This is a genomic window from Agromyces marinus (assembly GCF_021442325.1).
Lineage (GTDB): Bacteria > Actinomycetota > Actinomycetes > Actinomycetales > Microbacteriaceae > Agromyces > Agromyces marinus.
The window spans coordinates 2,126,119-2,142,952 of record NZ_CP087879.1; the positions used below are offsets into that span (position 1 = coordinate 2,126,119).

A 16,834-nucleotide genomic window follows, 5' to 3' on the forward strand; every position below is an offset into this window, starting at 1 on the left:
TACGGTGTGCCGTCGGCTACGCGCCGAGCTTCAGGTTCGCTCCGGGGATGGCCGCGAGCAGGTCCTTCGTGTACTGCTCCTTGGGGTTCTCGAACACCTCGTCCGTGGTCGCGGCCTCGACGATGCGCCCCTTCTGCATCACGCAGACGTTGTCGGCGATGACGCGCACGACCGCGAGGTCGTGGGTGATGAAGAGGTACGTCAGGTCGAGTTCGCCCTGCAGGTCGGCGAGCAGGCGCAGGATCTGGGCCTGCACGAGCACGTCGAGCGCCGACACGGCCTCGTCGAGGATGACGATCTCGGGCTTCAGCGCCAGGGCGCGCGCGATCGCGATGCGCTGGCGCTGACCGCCCGAGAGCTCGTTCGGGTAGCGGCCGACGAGCGTCCGCGGCAGCGAGACCTGGTCGAGCAGCTCGAACACGCGGTCGCGACGCGATGCCCGGTCGCCGACCTTGTGCGTGGAGAGCGGCTCGGCGATGGTGTTGCCGATGTTGCGGAGCGGGTTCAGCGACCCGTACGGGTCCTGGAACACGGGCTGCATGCGGCCGCGGAGTTCGAAGAGCTCCTTGCCGCTCAGCGTCGCCAGGTTCTTCCCGCCGACCAGGATCTTGCCGCTCGTCACGTCCTCGAGCTTGAGCAGCATCTTCGCGACGGTCGACTTGCCCGATCCGGACTCGCCGACGAGCGCCGTCGTGGTGCCCTTCGGGATCTGGAACGACACGTTGTCGACCGCGGTGAACGCCCCCGAGCCGCGGATCTTGAAGACCTTCGTGAGGTCTTCGACCACGATCGCGGGCGCGTGGGTCAGCGCCTCCTCGTGCGCCTCGTGGCGTGCCTCCGCCGTCGCGATCAGGTCGATCGCGTCGTCGGCGGCCGCATCCGCGGCCGCGGCCGACTCGGCGGCCGTGGGGCTGCCCGTCGCCTGGATGCGGCGCGAGGCGAGGCTCGGTGCCGCCGCGACGAGTCGCTGCGTATACGGGTGCTGCGGGTTCTGGAGGATCTCGAGCGACGGGCCCGACTCGACGACCTTGCCCTTGTACATGACCACGAGCTGCTCGGCGCGCTCCGCGGCGAGGCCGAGGTCGTGCGTGATGAACAGCAGGGTCGTGCCGAGCTCGCGGGTCAGCGACTCGAGGTGGTCGAGGATGACCCGCTGCACGGTCACGTCGAGCGCCGAGGTGGGCTCGTCGGCGATCAGCAGCTGCGGGTCGGCCGAGAGGCCCATGCCGATCAGCACGCGCTGGCGCATTCCGCCGGAGAACTGGTGCGGGAACTGCTTCAGGCGCCGATCGGCGTCCTGGAGGCCCGCCTGCTTGAGGACCTCGATCGCTCGCGCGCGCACCTCTTTCCGGCCCGTCGCGATGCCGTTGGCCCTGATGCCCTCTTCCACCTGGAAGCCGATCGACCAGACCGGGTTGAGGTTGGACATCGGGTCCTGCGGCACGAAGCCGATCTTGCGACCGCGGATCTGCTCCATGTCCTTCTGGGACGTCTTGGCGAGGTCCTGTCCGTCGAGCAGGATCTGGCCGCCGGCGATGTGACCCGAACCGGGGAGCAGGTTGATGATCGCGTGCGCGGTCGTCGACTTGCCCGAGCCGGACTCGCCCACGATGGCGAGGCTCTGCCCGCGGTAGAGGGTGATGTTGACGCCGTCGACCGCGGTGACCTTGCCGGTCTGGGTGGTGAAGGCGACCTCGAGGTCCTTGATCTCGAGGAGCGGACGCTCCTGGCCGTCGGGTGTGGTGTGCTGCACGTCGGTTCCGTTCGCGGTGTTCGTCATCGCTGCGCCCTCGCCTTCGGGTCGAGCGCATCGCGGACGACCTCGCCGAGCATGATGAAGCTCAGCACGGTCACCGACAGCGCGATGGAGGGCAGGATCAGGGTCTGCGGGTTGGTCCGCAGGTCGACCTGGGCCTGGCTGATGTCATTGCCCCACGACATGGTCGACGAGGGCAGCCCGACACCGAGGAACGACAGGGTCGCCTCGGCGACGATCGCACCGGCGAGCGAGATGGTCGTGATGACCAGGACCGGTGCGATCGAGTTGGGCAGCACGTGCCGCAGCATGATCCGGAAGCGCGTGACGCCCACCGCGGTGGCCGCCATCACGAAGTCGGCGTTCTTGACGCGCAGGATCTCGGCCCTGAGCACACGGGCCGTCGCGGGCCACGCGAAGATGCCGATCGCGAGGGAGATGACCCACACGTTGGCGTACTGCGAGAACACCGACATGATCACGACCGCCGCCAGGATGTAGGGGATCGAGAAGAAGATGTCGCCCAGGCGCGAGAGGACCGAGTCGATCCAGCCGCCGTAGAAGCCCGCGAGGGAACCGAAGATGATGCCGATGATCGCGACGAGCGCGGTCACGATGAGACCGACCGACAGCGAGGTCGAGGTCCCGTAGATGATCCGCGAGTAGATGTCGCAGCCCTGGCGGTTGTAGCCGAGCACGCTGCCGTCGCCCGGACCCTGGTTGCTCAGCGAGAGCTGGCAGAACCGCGGGTCGACGCTCGTGAACAGCATCGGGAACAGCGCGACGACCACGATCAGCAGGATCAGGGCCGACGAGATCCAGAACATGGGCCGCTTGCGCACGTCGTTCCAGGCGTCGCGCCAGAGGTTCGACGGCTTGCCCTCGGCCTTGACCGAGTCGATGGCGACGAGCGGGGTCTCTTCGAGGGGCGCGACGAAGTGCGCCTGCGTGGGTCGTGTGGTGTTACTTGGCATAGCGGATCCTCGGGTCGAGCACGGCGTACAGCAGATCCACCAGCAGGTTGATGACGAGGTAGATCAGCACCATGACGGTCACGAACGAGACGACGGTCGGTCCCTCGCCGCGGATGATGGCCTGGTAGAGCGTCCGGCCGACGCCGGGCACGTTGAAGATGCCCTCGGTGACCGTGGCGCCGACCATGAGCACGCCGAAGTCGACCGCGATGAAGGTGACGACCGGGATCAGCGAGTTGCGCAGGATGTGCACGGGGACGATGCGGCGGCGCGACAGGCCCTTGCTCGCGGCGGTGCGAACGAAGTCCTGGCCGTCGGTCTCGATGACCGACGCCCTCGTCAGTCGGACGATCTGCGCATAGCTTCCGGCCGCGAGCACGATCGCGGGGAGCACGAGGTCCGCCCAGGGGGCGCCGGGACCGACGGTGGTCCGGAACCAGCCGAGCTGGATCGCGAAGATGAACTGCGCGACGAAGCCGATGACGAAGATCGGCAGCGAGATCAGGATGAGGCTCACGACGAGCGCGCTGGCGTCGAAGATCCCGCCCTTGCGCAGGCCGGAGATGAGACCGGTGAGGATGCCGCCGACCATGAGGAAGAGCGTCGAGAGCAGCGCGAGACGGAGCGTGACGGGGAACGTGTCGGCGAGGATCTCGGAGACCGGCTGACCGGAGAACGAGACGCCGAGGTCGCCCTGGAAGATGCCGCCGAGGAAGAGCAGGTACTGCACGATGAACGGCTTGTCGAGGTTGTACCGCTCACGGACGGCCTCGAGCACTGCGGGCGGAGGGGTCTTGTCGCCGAAGAGGGCGACGACCGGGTCGCCCGGCATGGCGAAGACCATGAAGTAGATCAGGAACGTGGTGCCGAGCAGCACAGGGATCGCCTGGAGCAGTCGGCGCGCGATGTAGCCGGCCATGGATCAGGCCCCGCGATCTGCGTGTGTTGACATGTTGGAATGAACCTCACCGATATGGGAGTGCGCACGCACGATGTTACGCGCCTCGGCACACCCCGGAAACGTGGGAATGGGGCGGCGATCCACCGGACCGCCGCCCCACGGCGTCAGAGAGTCTAACCCCCTGACGACCCTGACCGAGAATTACTCGCTCTTGGTCACCTGGTAGTACAGGGGCACCGAGTTCCAGCCGTACTCGACGTTCTCCACCTGCTCACCCCACGCGCCGTTCACGGTCGAGTACCACAGCGGGATCGCGGGGAGGTCCTCGAAGAGGATCTCCTGCGCCTGCTGGAACTTCTCGATGCCCGCCTCGACCTCGGTCTCAGCGAGACCCTCCGAGATGAGGGAGTCGAACTCGGGGTTCGAGTAGTCGCCGTCGTTCGAGCCCGCGCCGGTCACGTAGATCGGTCCGAGGAAGTTCGACATCGACGGGTAGTCCGCCTGCCAGCCGGTCCGGAAGCCGGTCTGGATGGCCCGGTCGGTGATCGAGGTGCGGAACTCGGCGAACGTCGGGTACGGAGCACCCGAAGCGTCGATGCCGAGCTCGTTCTTGATCTGGTTGGTGACCGCGTCGACCCAGCCCTGGTGTCCGCCATCGGCGTTGTAGCCGATCTGGAAGGAGCCCGACCAGGGGCTGATCGCGTCGGCCTCGGCCCACAGTTCCTTGGCCAGCTCGGGGTCGTACTCGAGGACCTCGCTGCCCGGGATGTCCTCCGAGTAGCCGTCGACGACGGGCGACGTGAAGTCGTGCGCCGGGGTGCGGGTGCCCGAGAAGATCACGTCGGTGACCTCTTCGCGGTTGATCGCGTGCGAGATCGCGGCGCGACGGAGCTTGCCCTCTTCGCCGCCGAAGTGCTCGAGGCGGTCCGGCACGACGAACGACTGGAAGATCGCGGCACCCTGCGTGACGGAACGGTCGCCGAACTCGTCCTGGAAGGTCGAGAGCGCGCTGTCCGGGATGGCGTCGAGCACGTCGAGGTTGCCACCCTGCAGGTCGGCGTAGGCCGCATCCTGCGTCGCGTAGAAGATGATCGAGAGCCCGCCGTTGACGGCCGCGCGGCCACCCTCGTAGCCCTCGTTCTTCACGAGGTCGATGCGCTCGTTGTGCTTCCAGGCGCCCTCGCCGTCGAGCATGTAGGGGCCGTTGCCGATCGGGTTCTCACCGAAGGCCTCGAGGTCCTCCCACGCCGCCTCGGGCAGCGGGAAGAACGCCGAGTAGCCCAGGCGCAGCGGGAAGTCGGACTCCGGCTGCTTGAGGGTCACGGTGAAGGTCGTGTCGTCGACGACCTCGAGGCCCGACAGCTCGTCGACGTTCTCGTCGTAGCTGAAGCCCTCGATCGAGTCGAAGAAGTAGCTCGAGAGCTGCGCGTTGTCGAGCGCGGCACCGTAGTTCCAGGCCTTCACGAACGACTCGGCGGTCACCGGCTCGTCGTTGGTGAAGGTCTGGCCTTCCTTGATCTTGATCGTGTAGGTCTGCGAGTCCTCGGTCTCGATCGACTCGGCCATGTCGTTGACCGCGGAGCCCGAGCCGTCGTAGTACACCAGGCCGGCGAAGATCGAGTCGAGGATCTTGCCGCCACCGGTCTCGTTGGTGTTGGTGGGGATGAGCGGGTTCTGGGGCTCGGAGCCGTTCGTCGTGATGACGGCGGTCGCGTCGCCCTCGGGCGCTGCGGGCTCGTTGCTGGACGAGCAGCCCGCGAGCGTGAGCGCCCCGGCAGCCGCAAGAGCAATGGCGCCGACGCCGATTCTCTTGATCTTCAATGTTCCTCCTGTGAGATGAGCGCGCGACTGCACGACTCGTGGTCGAGCAGGGGGCGCTGGTAGGTGGAATCGAGACTAATCCTGGGCTGGTGCCGAACAAACTTCACGGGCGAACCGTTACCGAGGCGCAATCTTGCGAGGAGCGTGTGCGCAGATGCGCACCCCGCGACGCAGGTTTCTTGCGCCCGACGCACGCGTGCGAGGATCGGATGCATGCCCACGGCACCGCGCAGGCTGCGGATCGAGATCGCGATCGTGCTCGCGCTCTCGCTCGGCGCGTCCGCCGTGTACTCGATCGTGGCGATCATCGCGCGCCTGACCGACGAGCGCCCGCTCGGGCAGCAGTCGGCCGCGCTCAACCAGTCCCGCTCATCGCGCGAATGGCTCGACCTGACCTACCAGCTCCTGGACGTCGTGTTCGGCGTGGCCGTCGTCGCACTCGTCCTGTACCTGCTCTGGCAGCCCGGGAGGAGTCCGTTCCGTCGGATCGGGCTCGACCTGACCAGGCCCGGACGGGACGCGGCATCCGGACTGCTGCTCGCGGCCGCCATCGGCATCCCCGGCCTCGCGCTCTACGCGGTCGGCCGCACGCTCGGGTTCACGGTCGCGATCGTGCCGCAGTCGCTCGACGCGTTCTGGTGGACCGTGCCCCTGCTCGTGCTCGCGGCGCTGAAGGCCGCGCTCGTCGAGGAGGTCATCGCGGTGGGCTACCTGTTCACGCGACTCCGCGAGCTCGGGGTGGGTCCGTGGGCGACGATCGTCTCGAGCGCGCTGCTGCGCGGCAGCTACCACCTCTACCAGGGGTTCGGCGGCTTCATCGGCAACGCGGTGATGGGCGTGGTGTTCGGCTGGGCCTACACGCGCTGGGGGCGCACGATGCCGCTGGTCATCGCGCACTGGCTGCTCGACATCGTCTCGTTCGTGGGCTACCCGCTCGCGCTCGGCTGGTGGCCCGAGCTGTTCGCTCCCCCGGCCGACTGAGCCTGCCCCGCGGGCGCCGGTCGCGCGACCGGCTGCGAGGCCGGCGACGGATGCCGCGGGCGCACCGCCTGCGGCGTGTGACGCGAACCTGCGAGCGCCGTGACCGTCGCGGGCATGGGCGGCAGGGCCTCCTCCGGCGGTTCGACGCGCAGGTCGGAGTCGGCCGCGCGCACGAGTGCGCCGTCGATCCAGCTGCGTCTGCCCGGGGTGCACACGGTCGAGAAGGTGTCTGCGCCGCCGTAGTAGCCGCCGCGGGACAGGTCGCTGAACGACTCCGCGCGGCGGAGCGCGTCGGCCAGTTCCGGGTTGCGCCGCTGGAGCATTCCGGCGCGTTGCTCGAGCCCCGACATCCGGGAGGCGCCGAGCGTGCAGCCGACCATGACGCCCGCGAACGCGATCGTCGCGAGCAGGCCGAGCAGGTCGTTCGAGATCATGCGGCCCCCCTGGCATGCGAGAGATCCTCAGTGTACTCCCGGGCCGATCAAGCGGGACCCCCCGGATGCCGCGGCATCCGCTCGCCCGCACCATGGCCATGGTCGCCGCTGGGCGACCGAGAGGAAGCAGGGAGAACCATGGACCTCGCACACGCCGTCAACGCCGGGGGGCTCGCCGCCCGCCGCACCGATCACCGCTTCACCGCCGACGAGGCGGAGATCCGCGCGGCCGAGGAGCGGGCGCTGCGTCGCCGAGCGGCCGCGGTCGAGGCGCGCCCCGCACTCCCATATGCGCAGCGCGGGCGCCACGCGGCGCCGCGGACGGCCTGACGGCCGCCCGCGACGAACCGACGGGCGACGCCGCCCTACGCGAACGCCTCGATCGGCGGGCAGGCGCACACCAGGTTGCGGTCGCCGTACGCCTGGTCGATGCGGCGCACGGGCGCCCAGTACTTGTTCCGCACGAGCGAGTGCACGGGGTACACCGCCTGCTCGCGCGTGTAGGGGTGCGTCCACTCGCCCGCGATGACCGACTCCGCGGTGTGCGGGGCGCCCCGCAGCGGGTTGTCCTCGGCCGGCCACTCGCCGCGGCCGACGGCGTCGGCCTCGGCCCTGATCTGGATCATGGCCTCGACGAACCGGTCGAGTTCGGCCAGGTCCTCCGACTCGGTCGGTTCGACCATGAGCGTGCCCGCGACCGGGAACGACATGGTCGGAGCGTGGAAGCCGTAGTCGATGAGGCGCTTGGCGACGTCGTCGACCGTGACGCCGGTCTCGGCGGTCAGCGGGCGCAGGTCGAGGATGCACTCGTGCGCGACGAGCCCGTTCTCGCCCGTGTAGAGCACCGGGAAGTGATCGCGCAGGCGCGTCGCGACGTAGTTCGCGGCGAGCACCGCGGTCGCGGTCGCCTGCTTCAGCCCCTCGGCGCCCATCATGCGCACGTACGCCCACGAGATCGGCAGGATCGAGGGGCTCCCGTACGGCGCCGCCGACACCGGCCCTCCGCCGTGCTCGACGCCGCCGGCGTGGCTGGTGCGCTGCGCCATCGGGTGGCCCGGGAGGAACGGCGCGAGGTGCGCCTTCGCCGCGACCGGTCCGACGCCCGGGCCGCCGCCGCCGTGCGGGATGCAGAACGTCTTGTGCAGGTTCAGGTGCGAGACGTCGCCGCCGACGTCGCCGAAGCGCGCGAAGCCGAGCAGGGCGTTGAGGTTGGCACCGTCGATGTACACCTGGCCGCCCGCGTCGTGCACGGCGCGGGTGATGTCCTTCACGTCGTGCTCGTACACGCCGTGCGTGGACGGGTAGGTGATCATGAGCGCGGCGATGTGCTCGGCGTTCGCGGCGATCTTCGCGCGCAGGTCGTCGAGGTCGACGTTGCCGAGTTCGTCGCACGCCACGACGACCACGCGCATGCCCGCGAGCACCGCCGACGCGGCGTTCGTGCCGTGCGCGCTCGACGGGATCAGGCACACGTCGCGCTCGATGTCGCCGTTCGCGAGGTGGTAGCCGCGGATCGCGAGCAGTCCCGCGAGTTCGCCCTGCGAGCCCGCGTTGGGCTGCAGCGACACGGTGTCGTAGCCGGTGACCTCGGCGAGCCAGCTCTCGAGCTGTTCGACCAGGCCGAGCGAGCCGACGACGTCGGCCTCGGGCGCGAACGGGTGCAGGTTCGCGAATTCGGGCCACGTGACGGCCTGCATCTCGGTCGCCGCGTTGAGCTTCATGGTGCACGAGCCGAGCGGGATCATGCCGCGGTCGAGCGCGTAGTCGCGGTCGGCGAGCGTCTTGAGGTACCGCATCATCTGCGTCTCGGACTGGTGGGTGTTGAACACGGGGTGCTCGAGGTACGGGGTCGTGCGGCGCAGCGTCTCGGGGAGCGCGGTCGGCAGCGGCGCCACCCAGCCGAAGTCGCGCGAGTCGGGTCCGCCGAAGGCGCGCGCGACCGTGTGCAGGTCGGATGCCGTCGTGGTCTCGTCGACCGCGACCTGCACGGTCGAGTCGTCCGCCTGCCACAGGTGGATGCCGAGCTCGCGGGCGCGGTCGACGACCTCGGCCGCGGTCCCGGGCACGCGCACCCGGATCGTGTCGAAGTAGGCGTCGTGCACGAGTTCGAGACCGGCGTCCTCGAGCCAGCCCGCGAGGAGCCTGGCGTGGCCGGCGGCCCGGGTGGCGATGTGACGGATGCCGCGCGGCCCGTGGTACACGGCGTACATCGACGCCATGACGGCCAGCAGCACCTGCGCCGTGCAGATGTTCGACGTCGCCTTCTCGCGGCGGATGTGCTGTTCACGGGCCTGGAGGCTGAGCCGGTACGCGGCATGTCCCGCGGCATCCTGCGAGACGCCGACGAGGCGCCCCGGGAGCTGACGCTCGAGGCCCTTCCGGACGGCCATGTAGCCGGCGTGGGGTCCGCCGAAGCCCATGGGCACGCCGAAGCGCTGCGAGGTGCCGACCGCGACATCCGCCCCCAGTTCGCCGGGGCTCGTGATGAGCGCCAGCGCGAGCAGGTCGGCCGCGACGACCGCGAGCGCGCCCTGCGCCTTCGAGGCGGCGATGACGGATGCCGGGTCCCAGACCCGGCCGGACGCGCCCGGGTACTGCACGAAGAGCCCGAAGTGGTCGCCGAGCTCGGCGACATCCGTCGTCTCATCGAGGTCGGCGACGACGAGTTCGACGCCGACGGCCTCGGCCCGCGAGACGAGCAGCGCGTGCGTCTGGGGCAGCGCGTCGGCGTCGACGACGAACCGGTTGGTCTTCGCCTTCGAGGCGCGGCGCGCGAGCAGCATGCCCTCGACCACGGCCGTGCCCTCGTCGAGCATCGACGCGTTCGCGGTGTCGAGCCCGGTCAGGTCGGTCACCATCGTCTGGAAGTTGATGAGCGCCTCGAGGCGGCCCTGGCTGATCTCGGGCTGGTACGGGGTGTAGGCCGTGTACCAGCTCGGGTTCTCGAGCACGTTGCGCTGGATCACCGCGGGCGTGATCGTGCCCGAGTAGCCGAGGCCGATCATCGAGGTGCGAACCGTGTTCGCGTCGGCGAGCGCGCGCAGTTCGGCGAGCGCCTCGCGCTCGGTCGCCGCGTCGGGGATCGCCGAGTCGAGCACCTCGTGCATGCGGATCGCGCTCGGCACCGCCGCATCCATGAGTGCGTCGAGCGTGTCGTAGCCGAGCGCGGCGAGCATCCACTCGTGGTCGCGCGGGGTCGTGCCGATGTGGCGGCGCCCGAAGGCGTCGACGTCGAAGGCCGTGGAGGTGCTGGTCATCGTCTTCCTTCGGGTGGGACTACTCGCCCGTGAGGGCGCGGTACTCGTCGTGGCTGAGCATGGCCGGCAGCGACGCGGTCGTCACCTTGATGAGCCAGCCCTGCCCGAACGGGTCGCTGTTGACGAGCTCGGGCTGGTCGATGACGGCCTGGTTCGACTCGACGACCTCGCCGTCGACGGGCGCGAACAGTTCGCCGACCGACTTGGTCGACTCGATCTCGCCGACGACCGTTCCGGCGACGACGCTGCTACCGGCGTCGGGCAGGTCGACGTAGACGACGTCGCCGAGCTTCTCGGCGGCGTAGTCGGTGATGCCGATGGTGACGGTGTCGCCGTCGACCTTCACCCACTCGTGCTCTTCGGTGTACTGCAGTTCGCTGCGGTCGGTCATGGGTGCTCCTCGTGCTCGGTGGTTCGGTGGCTGGGGCGGCGTTCAGCCGCGCTTGTAGAAGGGAAGTGCGGTGACGGATGCCGGGACGCGCGTTCCGCGGACGTCGACGTGCAGCGTGGTGCCCGGTTCGGCCGCGTCGGGCGCGACGAACGCCATCGCGACCGGGTGGCCGAGCGTGGGCGAGAGCGCGCCGGAGGTGATCTCGCCGACTCGGCGGGCGTCGGCGCCGTCGCCGTCGTAGACCTCGTATCCCGCACGCGGTGCCCTGCGGCCCTCGGCGGTCAGGCCGACCAGGACCGGGGCGCCCTCGGGCGGGCCCTGCTCGATCGCAGCGCGCCCGACGAAGTCGCCCTCCTTCGACAGCGCGACGACGCGGCCGAGGCCGGCCTGGACGGGGAAGGTCTCGCGGCCGAGCTCGTGCCCGTACAGCGGCATGCCCGCTTCGAGCCGGAGCGTGTCGCGGCTCGCGAGCCCGCACGGCACGACGCGCGGTCCGCCGGTCTCGCGGAGGGCCTCCCACAGCGCGGTCGCCCGGTCGGGCGCGACGTAGAGCTCGAAGCCGTCCTCGCCGGTGTAGCCGGTGCGGGCGACGAGCACGGGCACGCCCTGGAAGGTCGCAGCCGCTGCGCGGTAGTACTTCAGCGCCGCGACCGCGGCGACGAAGTCCTCTTCATCGTTGCCGGGACCCTCGATGCCGAACCCGGGCGTCTGCTGGAGCACCTCGAGCGCGTCGGGGCCCTGGATGGCGACGAGCGCGATGTCGTCGGACTCGTCGAACACCTCGGTCTGGAACGGCGCGGTGCGCGCACGGAGCTCCTCGGCGACGACCTGCCGGTTCGCGGCGTTCGCGACGACCATGTAGCGGTCCTCGCCCGTGCGGTAGACGACGAGGTCGTCGATGACGCCGCCGTCGCGCGCGAGCAGCAGGGAGTACTTCGCCTGCCCCTCCACGATCGCGGAGAGCTTTCCGGCGAGCGCGTAGTCGAGTGCCGCGGCGGATTCGGGGCCGACCACGACGATCTCGCCCATGTGCGAGAGGTCGAACAGTCCGGCGTTGCGCCGGACGGCGTGGTGCTCGGCGAGGTCGCTGGAGTAGCGGACGGGCATCTGCCAGCCGGCGAAGTCGGTGAAGGAGGCGCCCTCGGCGCGGTGCACGGCGTCGAGCGGGCTGCGGCGTTCGGTCGCGGCTGCGGCCGTGGTGCCGGGTTCGGTGGTTCCGGGTGCGTCGGTCACGAGTTCTCCTGGATCGCGCGGATCTCACGGCGGTCGCCGATGAAAAGAACTCCCCCTCTGTCATCGGCCTGAGAGCTTCGCGACGCCCCGAGGGGGGTGCTTTCACCTTCGGCGGCTCGCGCGGAACGCGGAGCGCTTTTCAGAGTGGCCTGGTCATCGCGGTGATGCGACCTGAGAGATTGGCGGGGAGGCTTGCTCCTTCGGTGACGGCGACCCGATGCTGCCGGGTGCCGGCTCTCCCGCGATGCGTGGACGGCCCGATGTGCGGTTGTAGGGCCGATCCTAGCCGATGCCGGCCATTCACTCGGGGCGATTGCCGTGCGCGGTCGGATCGAACGGGGTCGTCACGCCCCGGTAGGCGAGGGTCATCATCATCCCGGCCGAGGCGTGGGCGAGGTCGTGGCAGTGGTCCATCCAGATGCCCGGGTTGTCCGCGACGAGGGCGAGCTCCCAGACCTCGCCCGGATCGACGTCGACCGTGTCGAGCCACAGCGGGGCGCCGCTCGCGGGCACGCCGTCGCGCGAGAGCACGAGCACGTGGTGGCCGTGCACGTGCATCGGGTGCACGTCGAAGCCGCGGTTGACGACGGTGATGCGCGCGAGGTCGCCCTCGGCGACCTCGATCGGCTCGATGTGCGGGAACACCGCCCCGTTCACGGTGTAGGCGTACGCCGGGGCGCCGCCGACGAATCGCGGCATCCGGTCGAGCACGAGTTCGGCCCGCACCTGCGGCGCGCCGAGGTCGGGCTTGCCGCCGGTGCCGTACGAGAGCAGGTCGAGTTCGGGGTCGTCGTCGACCCCGCGGGGCGCGTCGGGTGCGGCGGTCCCTGCCGGGGCGACGACGACGACGGATGTCTCGGACAGCCCGGTCTCGAACCGGAACCCGGCCGGGGGCACGGTCGCCACGAGGTCGACCCGGGCCCCGGCGCCGAGCCGGACCGCTTCGCCCTCGACGTCGCGACCCCCCGCGAGGTCGCGTCCGTCGACCGCGACCACCCGGAAGGGCGCGCCCGCGACCGCGACCCTGACCGGGCTCTGCTCGGTGTTCGCGACGCGGAGCCGCACGGACTCGCCGACGGCCGCGTCGACGCGCTGGGGTCCGTCGGTCGTGCCGATGACCACCTCGCCGCCGATGCGGTGGATCGGCAGCGCGAGGTCCGAGGTCTCGGGGATGCCGCCTCGGGGTTCGACCACGAACATCCCGTACAGGCCGCGCCGGACGCCCTCGGACGAGACCTGGTGCGTGTGGTACCAGTAGGTGCCCGGCTGGTCGGCGACGAATCGCGACGTGAAGCCCTCGCCGGGCGCGACCGCGTCCTGGGTCACGCCCGCGACGCCGTCCTCGCCGTTGGGCACGTCGTAGCCGTGCCAGTGCAGCGTCACGCCGTCCTCGATGTCGCGATTGGCCAGGTGCGCCTCGACCAGGTCGCCCTCCTGCACGCGCAGTTCGGGGCCGGCCAGGCCGGTTCCGCCGAATCCCCAGGCCTCGACGGTCTCGCCGGAGGCGAGTTCGACCTCGTGCGTTCCGGCGGTCAGGTCGAACCGGCGCACGGTGCCGGTGGCCTCGGCGGGCGTGCGCAGGTCGGTGACGGAGACCGCGTCGGCCGTCGGCGGAGCCGGCGAGCCGTGACCGTGCGACGCGCCGGCCTCGAGCCGTGGCGCAGCCGTGTCCGAGAGCCACGACCAGCCGACTCCCGCGACGAGCAGGAGCGCGAGCATGCCGGCGAAGCCGGCGACCGGGCGGGTGCCGCGCGCGGTGAGCACCGCCCACGCGAGTCCCGTCGCGAGCACGACGGCGGCCGCGAGCACGAGCGTCGCGACGGGTTGCGGCGGGAAGCCCACGAGCCAGCTCGACGCGGCCGCCGCGAGCATCGCGGAGCCGCCGCCGATGAGCAGCGTCCGGGCCAGCGGCACGGCGGCGGATCGGAGCCACAGCACGAGCCCGCTCGCGGCGGCTGCCACGCCGACGGCCTGGAGCGGGAGTCCGACGAGCAGCTTCTCGCCCGCGAACCACCAGCCCCGGCCGGCGAGCGCGGCCGCCGCGAGTGCGGCGAGCGCCGCGGCGAGCGCGCCCCCTGCGGCGAGCGCGAGCACCGGCATCCGCTGCCGACCGCGCCCGCCGTCGGGGCCGGCGGTGAAGCCGGCCCCGAGCGTGAGCCCGGCGGCCGCGAACGCGGCCGCGGCCCAGGCGAGCAGCAGTGCGGGCGTTCCCATGCGATCCGATCAGGCCGCGGGGACGGCGGGCTGCTCGTCGTCCGCGGTTCGCGCGGCGTCAGCCCCCGGGGTGCCTTCGCGGTCGAGCCTGCGGGCCTTGACGATCATGAGCACGCCGAGGAGGAGGATCGCCGTGCCGTTGACGGCGTGCAGCGAGATGAACAGCGTCGCGCCGAGCGGCGGGCTGGCGTGGTCCGCCTCCTCGAGGCCGAAGATCACGCCTCCGAGGATGAACAGCACGGTCTGGAACAGGATGAGCACGAGCGGCAGGACGCTCAGCCAGATCGTGCGCTTGCCGGCCCGCGCGAGCGCGGCGCTGACGATGAGCAGGATCGCGAGGATCGGCAGGACGATCCGCCCGTTGGTGCCGTGCCAGGCGAAGAGCTCGTCCTCGGGGTTCGAGAACACGCCGACCGCGGCGAGGTAGAGCTGGACGACGACGGATGCGGTGAACAGGACGGAGATGACGAGGAACAGCTTGCGCATGTAAGGGCTCGCTTTCGGGAAGGGTCGGGCTGGCGATGAGGTTCCTCTCCGGCTCGGATCGCGGCATCCGGGCGGTCCCTGATTTCCATCGGAGTCCCAGCCGTGTCACGCGATTCGCGTTCGTGTCATCGTGACTGTAAGCTGGCGCCGATCGACTTCGCGTCACGATGACTCGAAGCAGTGCGGAAGGGGGCGAGCGGATGCCGCAGCACGACGCGCACGCGCGACTGGCCGTCTCCACGGTCATCTTCGCGCTCTCCCCCGACGACGCAGGCGCCGCCGGCGGCACCGCCGGCGACCTCGCCCCCGGCCGGCCCGCGAGCCTGCGCATCCCGCTCGTTCGGCGACTGCGCGAACCCGGGCTCGGCCGCTGGGCGCTGCCCGGCGGATGGCTGCCCGTCGACGAGGCGCTCGACGCCGCCGCGGCGCGCACGCTCCACGAGACCACGGGCCTCGCACCGGCCTACCTCGAGCAGCTCTACACGTTCGGCGAACCCGACCGCTCCCCCGGCGAACGCGTCGTCTCGGTCGTCTACTGGGCGCTCGTGCACTCCGACGAGGTCCTCCGGGCGGTCTCCGACGAGAACGTCCGCTGGTTCGACGAGGACGCCCTGCCCGACCTCGCGTTCGACCACGCCGCCGTCATCGGCTATGCCCTCGCGCGCCTGCGCACCAAGCTCGAGTACTCGCGCATCGCGCACGCCCTGCTCGGCGAGACGTTCACGATGGCCGAGCTCCGCCAGGTGCACGAGGCCGTCCTCCGACGCCGCCTCGACCCGGCGAACTTCCGGCGCACCATGGAATCCTCCGGAACCCTCGTCGACACCGGCGAGCGCCTCGCCGGAACCCGGCACCGGCCACCCGCGCTGTACCGGTTCGACCCCGCCCGCACGCCCGTGACGTCGCCGACGTCCGCGGGGCCGCCGCACGCGGCATCCGTCACCGCTCCCGCACCACCCGCCACCGGCACGCACAGCAAGGACACGCCATGAGCACCACCCTTCCCGCACCCACGCCCGCCGAGCGTCGCGTCCGCGAACAGGCGTCCGTCGATCGCACGATCCGGCTCATCACGACCGGGAAGGCCGCGGGCGAGGCCTGCGCGCCCGACCTCGCAAAGGGCCCCTGGGAGTTCGACGCCGGCCCCGCGGGGTACGGGCCCGGCTCGTCGATGGGCGACGTGATCCCGACCGGGTCGCCCCGCCAGGGCGCGCTGCCCGAGTCGTACCGGACCGCGTCCGACGCCGAACTGCACGACCGGATCCGGGCTGCGAAGGCGACGCTCGGCGAGAAGGTCGTGGTCCTCGGCCACTTCTACCAGCGCGACGAGGTCGTGCAGCACGCCGACTTCACGGGCGACTCGTTCCAGCTCGCGAACGCCGCGATGTCGCGCCCCGAGGCCGAGGCGATCGTGTTCTGCGGCGTGCACTTCATGGCCGAGACCGCCGACATGCTCTCCCGGCCCGACCAGGCGGTGATCCTGCCGAACCTCGCGGCCGGCTGCTCCATGGCCGATATGGCCGACGAGTCGGGCGTCGAGGAGTGCTGGGAGCAGCTCGAGGAGGTCTACGGCGACCTCACGGCGACCGACGAGTCCGGCCGCGTGCCCGTCATCCCCGTCACGTACATGAACTCGTCGGCCGCACTGAAGGGCTTCGTCGGCCGGAACGGCGGCATCGTGTGCACCTCCTCGAACGCGAAGGTCGTGCTCGAGCAGGCGTTCGAGCGCGGGCAGCGCGTGCTGTTCTTCCCCGACCAGCACCTCGGCCGCAACACCGCCAAGGCCATGGGTGTGCCCCTCGAGCAGATGCCGATGTGGAACCCGCGCAGGCCGCTCGGCGGCAACGCGGCATCCGACCTCGACGCCGCCCGGGTCATCCTCTGGCACGGGTTCTGCTCGGTGCACAAGCGCTTCACGGTCGAGCAGATCGAGCGCGCCCGCGCCGAGCACCCCGGCGTGCAGGTCATCGTGCACCCCGAGTGCCCCATGCCCGTCGTCGACGCAGCGGATGCCGCGGGCTCGACCGACTTCATCGTCAAGGCGATCCAGGCCGCGCCCGCCGGCTCGACGTTCGCGATCGGCACCGAGATCAACCTCGTGCAGCGCCTGGCCGCCGAGCACCCCGAGCACGAGATCTTCTGCCTCGACCCCGTGGTGTGCCCGTGCTCGACGATGTACCGCATCCACCCCGGCTACCTCGCGTGGGTGCTCGAGGAGCTCGTCGCCGGGCGCGTCGTGAACCGCATCTCGGTCGGCGACGAGGTCGCCGAGCCCGCCCGGCTCGCGCTCGAGCGCATGCTCGCGGCCAAGCCCCCGGCCTCGGTGCCGGTGCCTGCCGGGTCGACCATCGCGGCGGCCACGGATGCCGCGACGACCGGGGCCTGA

At 70.8% G+C, this 16,834-nt stretch carries 14 protein-coding genes and 2 riboswitches; of the genes, 4 read left to right on the plus strand and 10 right to left on the minus strand.

The window, feature by feature from the left end:
* Positions 1 to 16: 16 nt before the first annotated feature.
* From DSM26151_RS09920 to DSM26151_RS09935, 4 genes are all read right to left on the minus strand, one after another.
* Positions 17 to 1,780 carry a dipeptide ABC transporter ATP-binding protein gene (locus DSM26151_RS09920; RefSeq protein ID WP_234659394.1) on the minus strand — a complete coding sequence of 588 codons (1,764 nt, stop codon included), beginning with the start codon at positions 1,778 to 1,780 and terminating at the stop codon, positions 17 to 19.
* A complete protein-coding gene (locus DSM26151_RS09925; RefSeq protein WP_234659395.1) occupies positions 1,777 to 2,730 on the minus strand; it encodes an ABC transporter permease in 954 nt (317 codons plus the stop codon). Before DSM26151_RS09925 ends, DSM26151_RS09920 begins: the two co-directional genes overlap by 4 nt.
* Positions 2,720 to 3,649 carry an ABC transporter permease gene (locus DSM26151_RS09930; protein WP_234659396.1) on the minus strand — a complete coding sequence of 310 codons (930 nt, stop codon included), beginning with the start codon at positions 3,647 to 3,649 and terminating at the stop codon, positions 2,720 to 2,722. The genes DSM26151_RS09925 and DSM26151_RS09930 overlap by 11 nt, the downstream gene beginning before the upstream one ends.
* Before the next feature lie 183 nt (positions 3,650 to 3,832).
* Positions 3,833 to 5,452, minus strand: a complete 1,620-nt coding sequence (locus tag DSM26151_RS09935; RefSeq protein ID WP_234659397.1) for a peptide ABC transporter substrate-binding protein — start codon at positions 5,450 to 5,452, stop codon at positions 3,833 to 3,835.
* Between the two features lie 213 nt (positions 5,453 to 5,665).
* Here DSM26151_RS09935 and DSM26151_RS09940 point away from each other — a divergent pair, with 213 nt between their 5' ends.
* A complete protein-coding gene (locus DSM26151_RS09940) occupies positions 5,666 to 6,433 on the plus strand; it encodes a CPBP family intramembrane glutamic endopeptidase (protein WP_234659398.1) in 768 nt (255 codons plus the stop codon).
* Here DSM26151_RS09940 and DSM26151_RS09945 read toward each other — a convergent pair.
* Entirely contained in the window at positions 6,379 to 6,867 is a 489-nt protein-coding gene (locus tag DSM26151_RS09945) for a hypothetical protein (protein ID WP_234659399.1), read from the minus strand. The genes DSM26151_RS09940 and DSM26151_RS09945 overlap by 55 nt on opposite strands.
* A gap of 138 nt (positions 6,868 to 7,005) precedes the next feature.
* On the opposite strand from DSM26151_RS09945, the gene DSM26151_RS09950 reads away from it, so the two are divergent.
* Positions 7,006 to 7,197, plus strand: coding sequence for a hypothetical protein (locus tag DSM26151_RS09950; protein ID WP_234659400.1), 192 nt, complete (start codon positions 7,006 to 7,008; stop codon positions 7,195 to 7,197).
* Between the two features lie 35 nt (positions 7,198 to 7,232).
* Here the strand turns inward: DSM26151_RS09950 and gcvP are convergent, their stop codons facing one another.
* From gcvP to DSM26151_RS09975, 5 genes are all read right to left on the minus strand, one after another.
* Positions 7,233 to 10,124, minus strand: coding sequence for an aminomethyl-transferring glycine dehydrogenase (gene gcvP / locus DSM26151_RS09955; RefSeq protein WP_286329145.1), 2,892 nt, complete (start codon positions 10,122 to 10,124; stop codon positions 7,233 to 7,235).
* Positions 10,125 to 10,143: 19 nt separating this feature from the next.
* Entirely contained in the window at positions 10,144 to 10,515 is a 372-nt protein-coding gene (gcvH, locus tag DSM26151_RS09960; protein ID WP_234659401.1) for a glycine cleavage system protein GcvH, read from the minus strand.
* A 42-nt stretch (positions 10,516 to 10,557) separates the two neighbouring features.
* A complete protein-coding gene (gcvT, locus tag DSM26151_RS09965) occupies positions 10,558 to 11,748 on the minus strand; it encodes a glycine cleavage system aminomethyltransferase GcvT (protein WP_234659402.1) in 1,191 nt (396 codons plus the stop codon).
* A gap of 47 nt (positions 11,749 to 11,795) precedes the next feature.
* A riboswitch (glycine riboswitch) is annotated at positions 11,796 to 11,897 on the minus strand.
* Positions 11,898 to 12,000: riboswitch (glycine riboswitch) on the minus strand.
* Positions 12,001 to 12,048: 48 nt separating this feature from the next.
* On the minus strand, positions 12,049 to 13,962 hold the full coding sequence (locus DSM26151_RS09970) for a multicopper oxidase family protein (protein WP_234659403.1): 1,914 nt from the start codon (positions 13,960 to 13,962) through the stop codon (positions 12,049 to 12,051).
* 9 nt (positions 13,963 to 13,971) lie between these two features.
* On the minus strand, positions 13,972 to 14,448 hold the full coding sequence (locus tag DSM26151_RS09975; RefSeq protein WP_234659404.1) for a DUF6220 domain-containing protein: 477 nt from the start codon (positions 14,446 to 14,448) through the stop codon (positions 13,972 to 13,974).
* A 200-nt stretch (positions 14,449 to 14,648) separates the two neighbouring features.
* Between DSM26151_RS09975 and DSM26151_RS09980 the strand changes: the two genes are divergently transcribed.
* Both DSM26151_RS09980 and nadA read left to right on the plus strand, forming a co-directional pair.
* Complete coding sequence (locus tag DSM26151_RS09980; protein ID WP_234659405.1) at positions 14,649 to 15,440, plus strand: NUDIX hydrolase; 792 nt, start codon at positions 14,649 to 14,651, stop codon at positions 15,438 to 15,440.
* Positions 15,437 to 16,834 carry a quinolinate synthase NadA gene (nadA, locus tag DSM26151_RS09985; RefSeq protein WP_234659406.1) on the plus strand — a complete coding sequence of 466 codons (1,398 nt, stop codon included), beginning with the start codon at positions 15,437 to 15,439 and terminating at the stop codon, positions 16,832 to 16,834. Before DSM26151_RS09980 ends, nadA begins: the two co-directional genes overlap by 4 nt.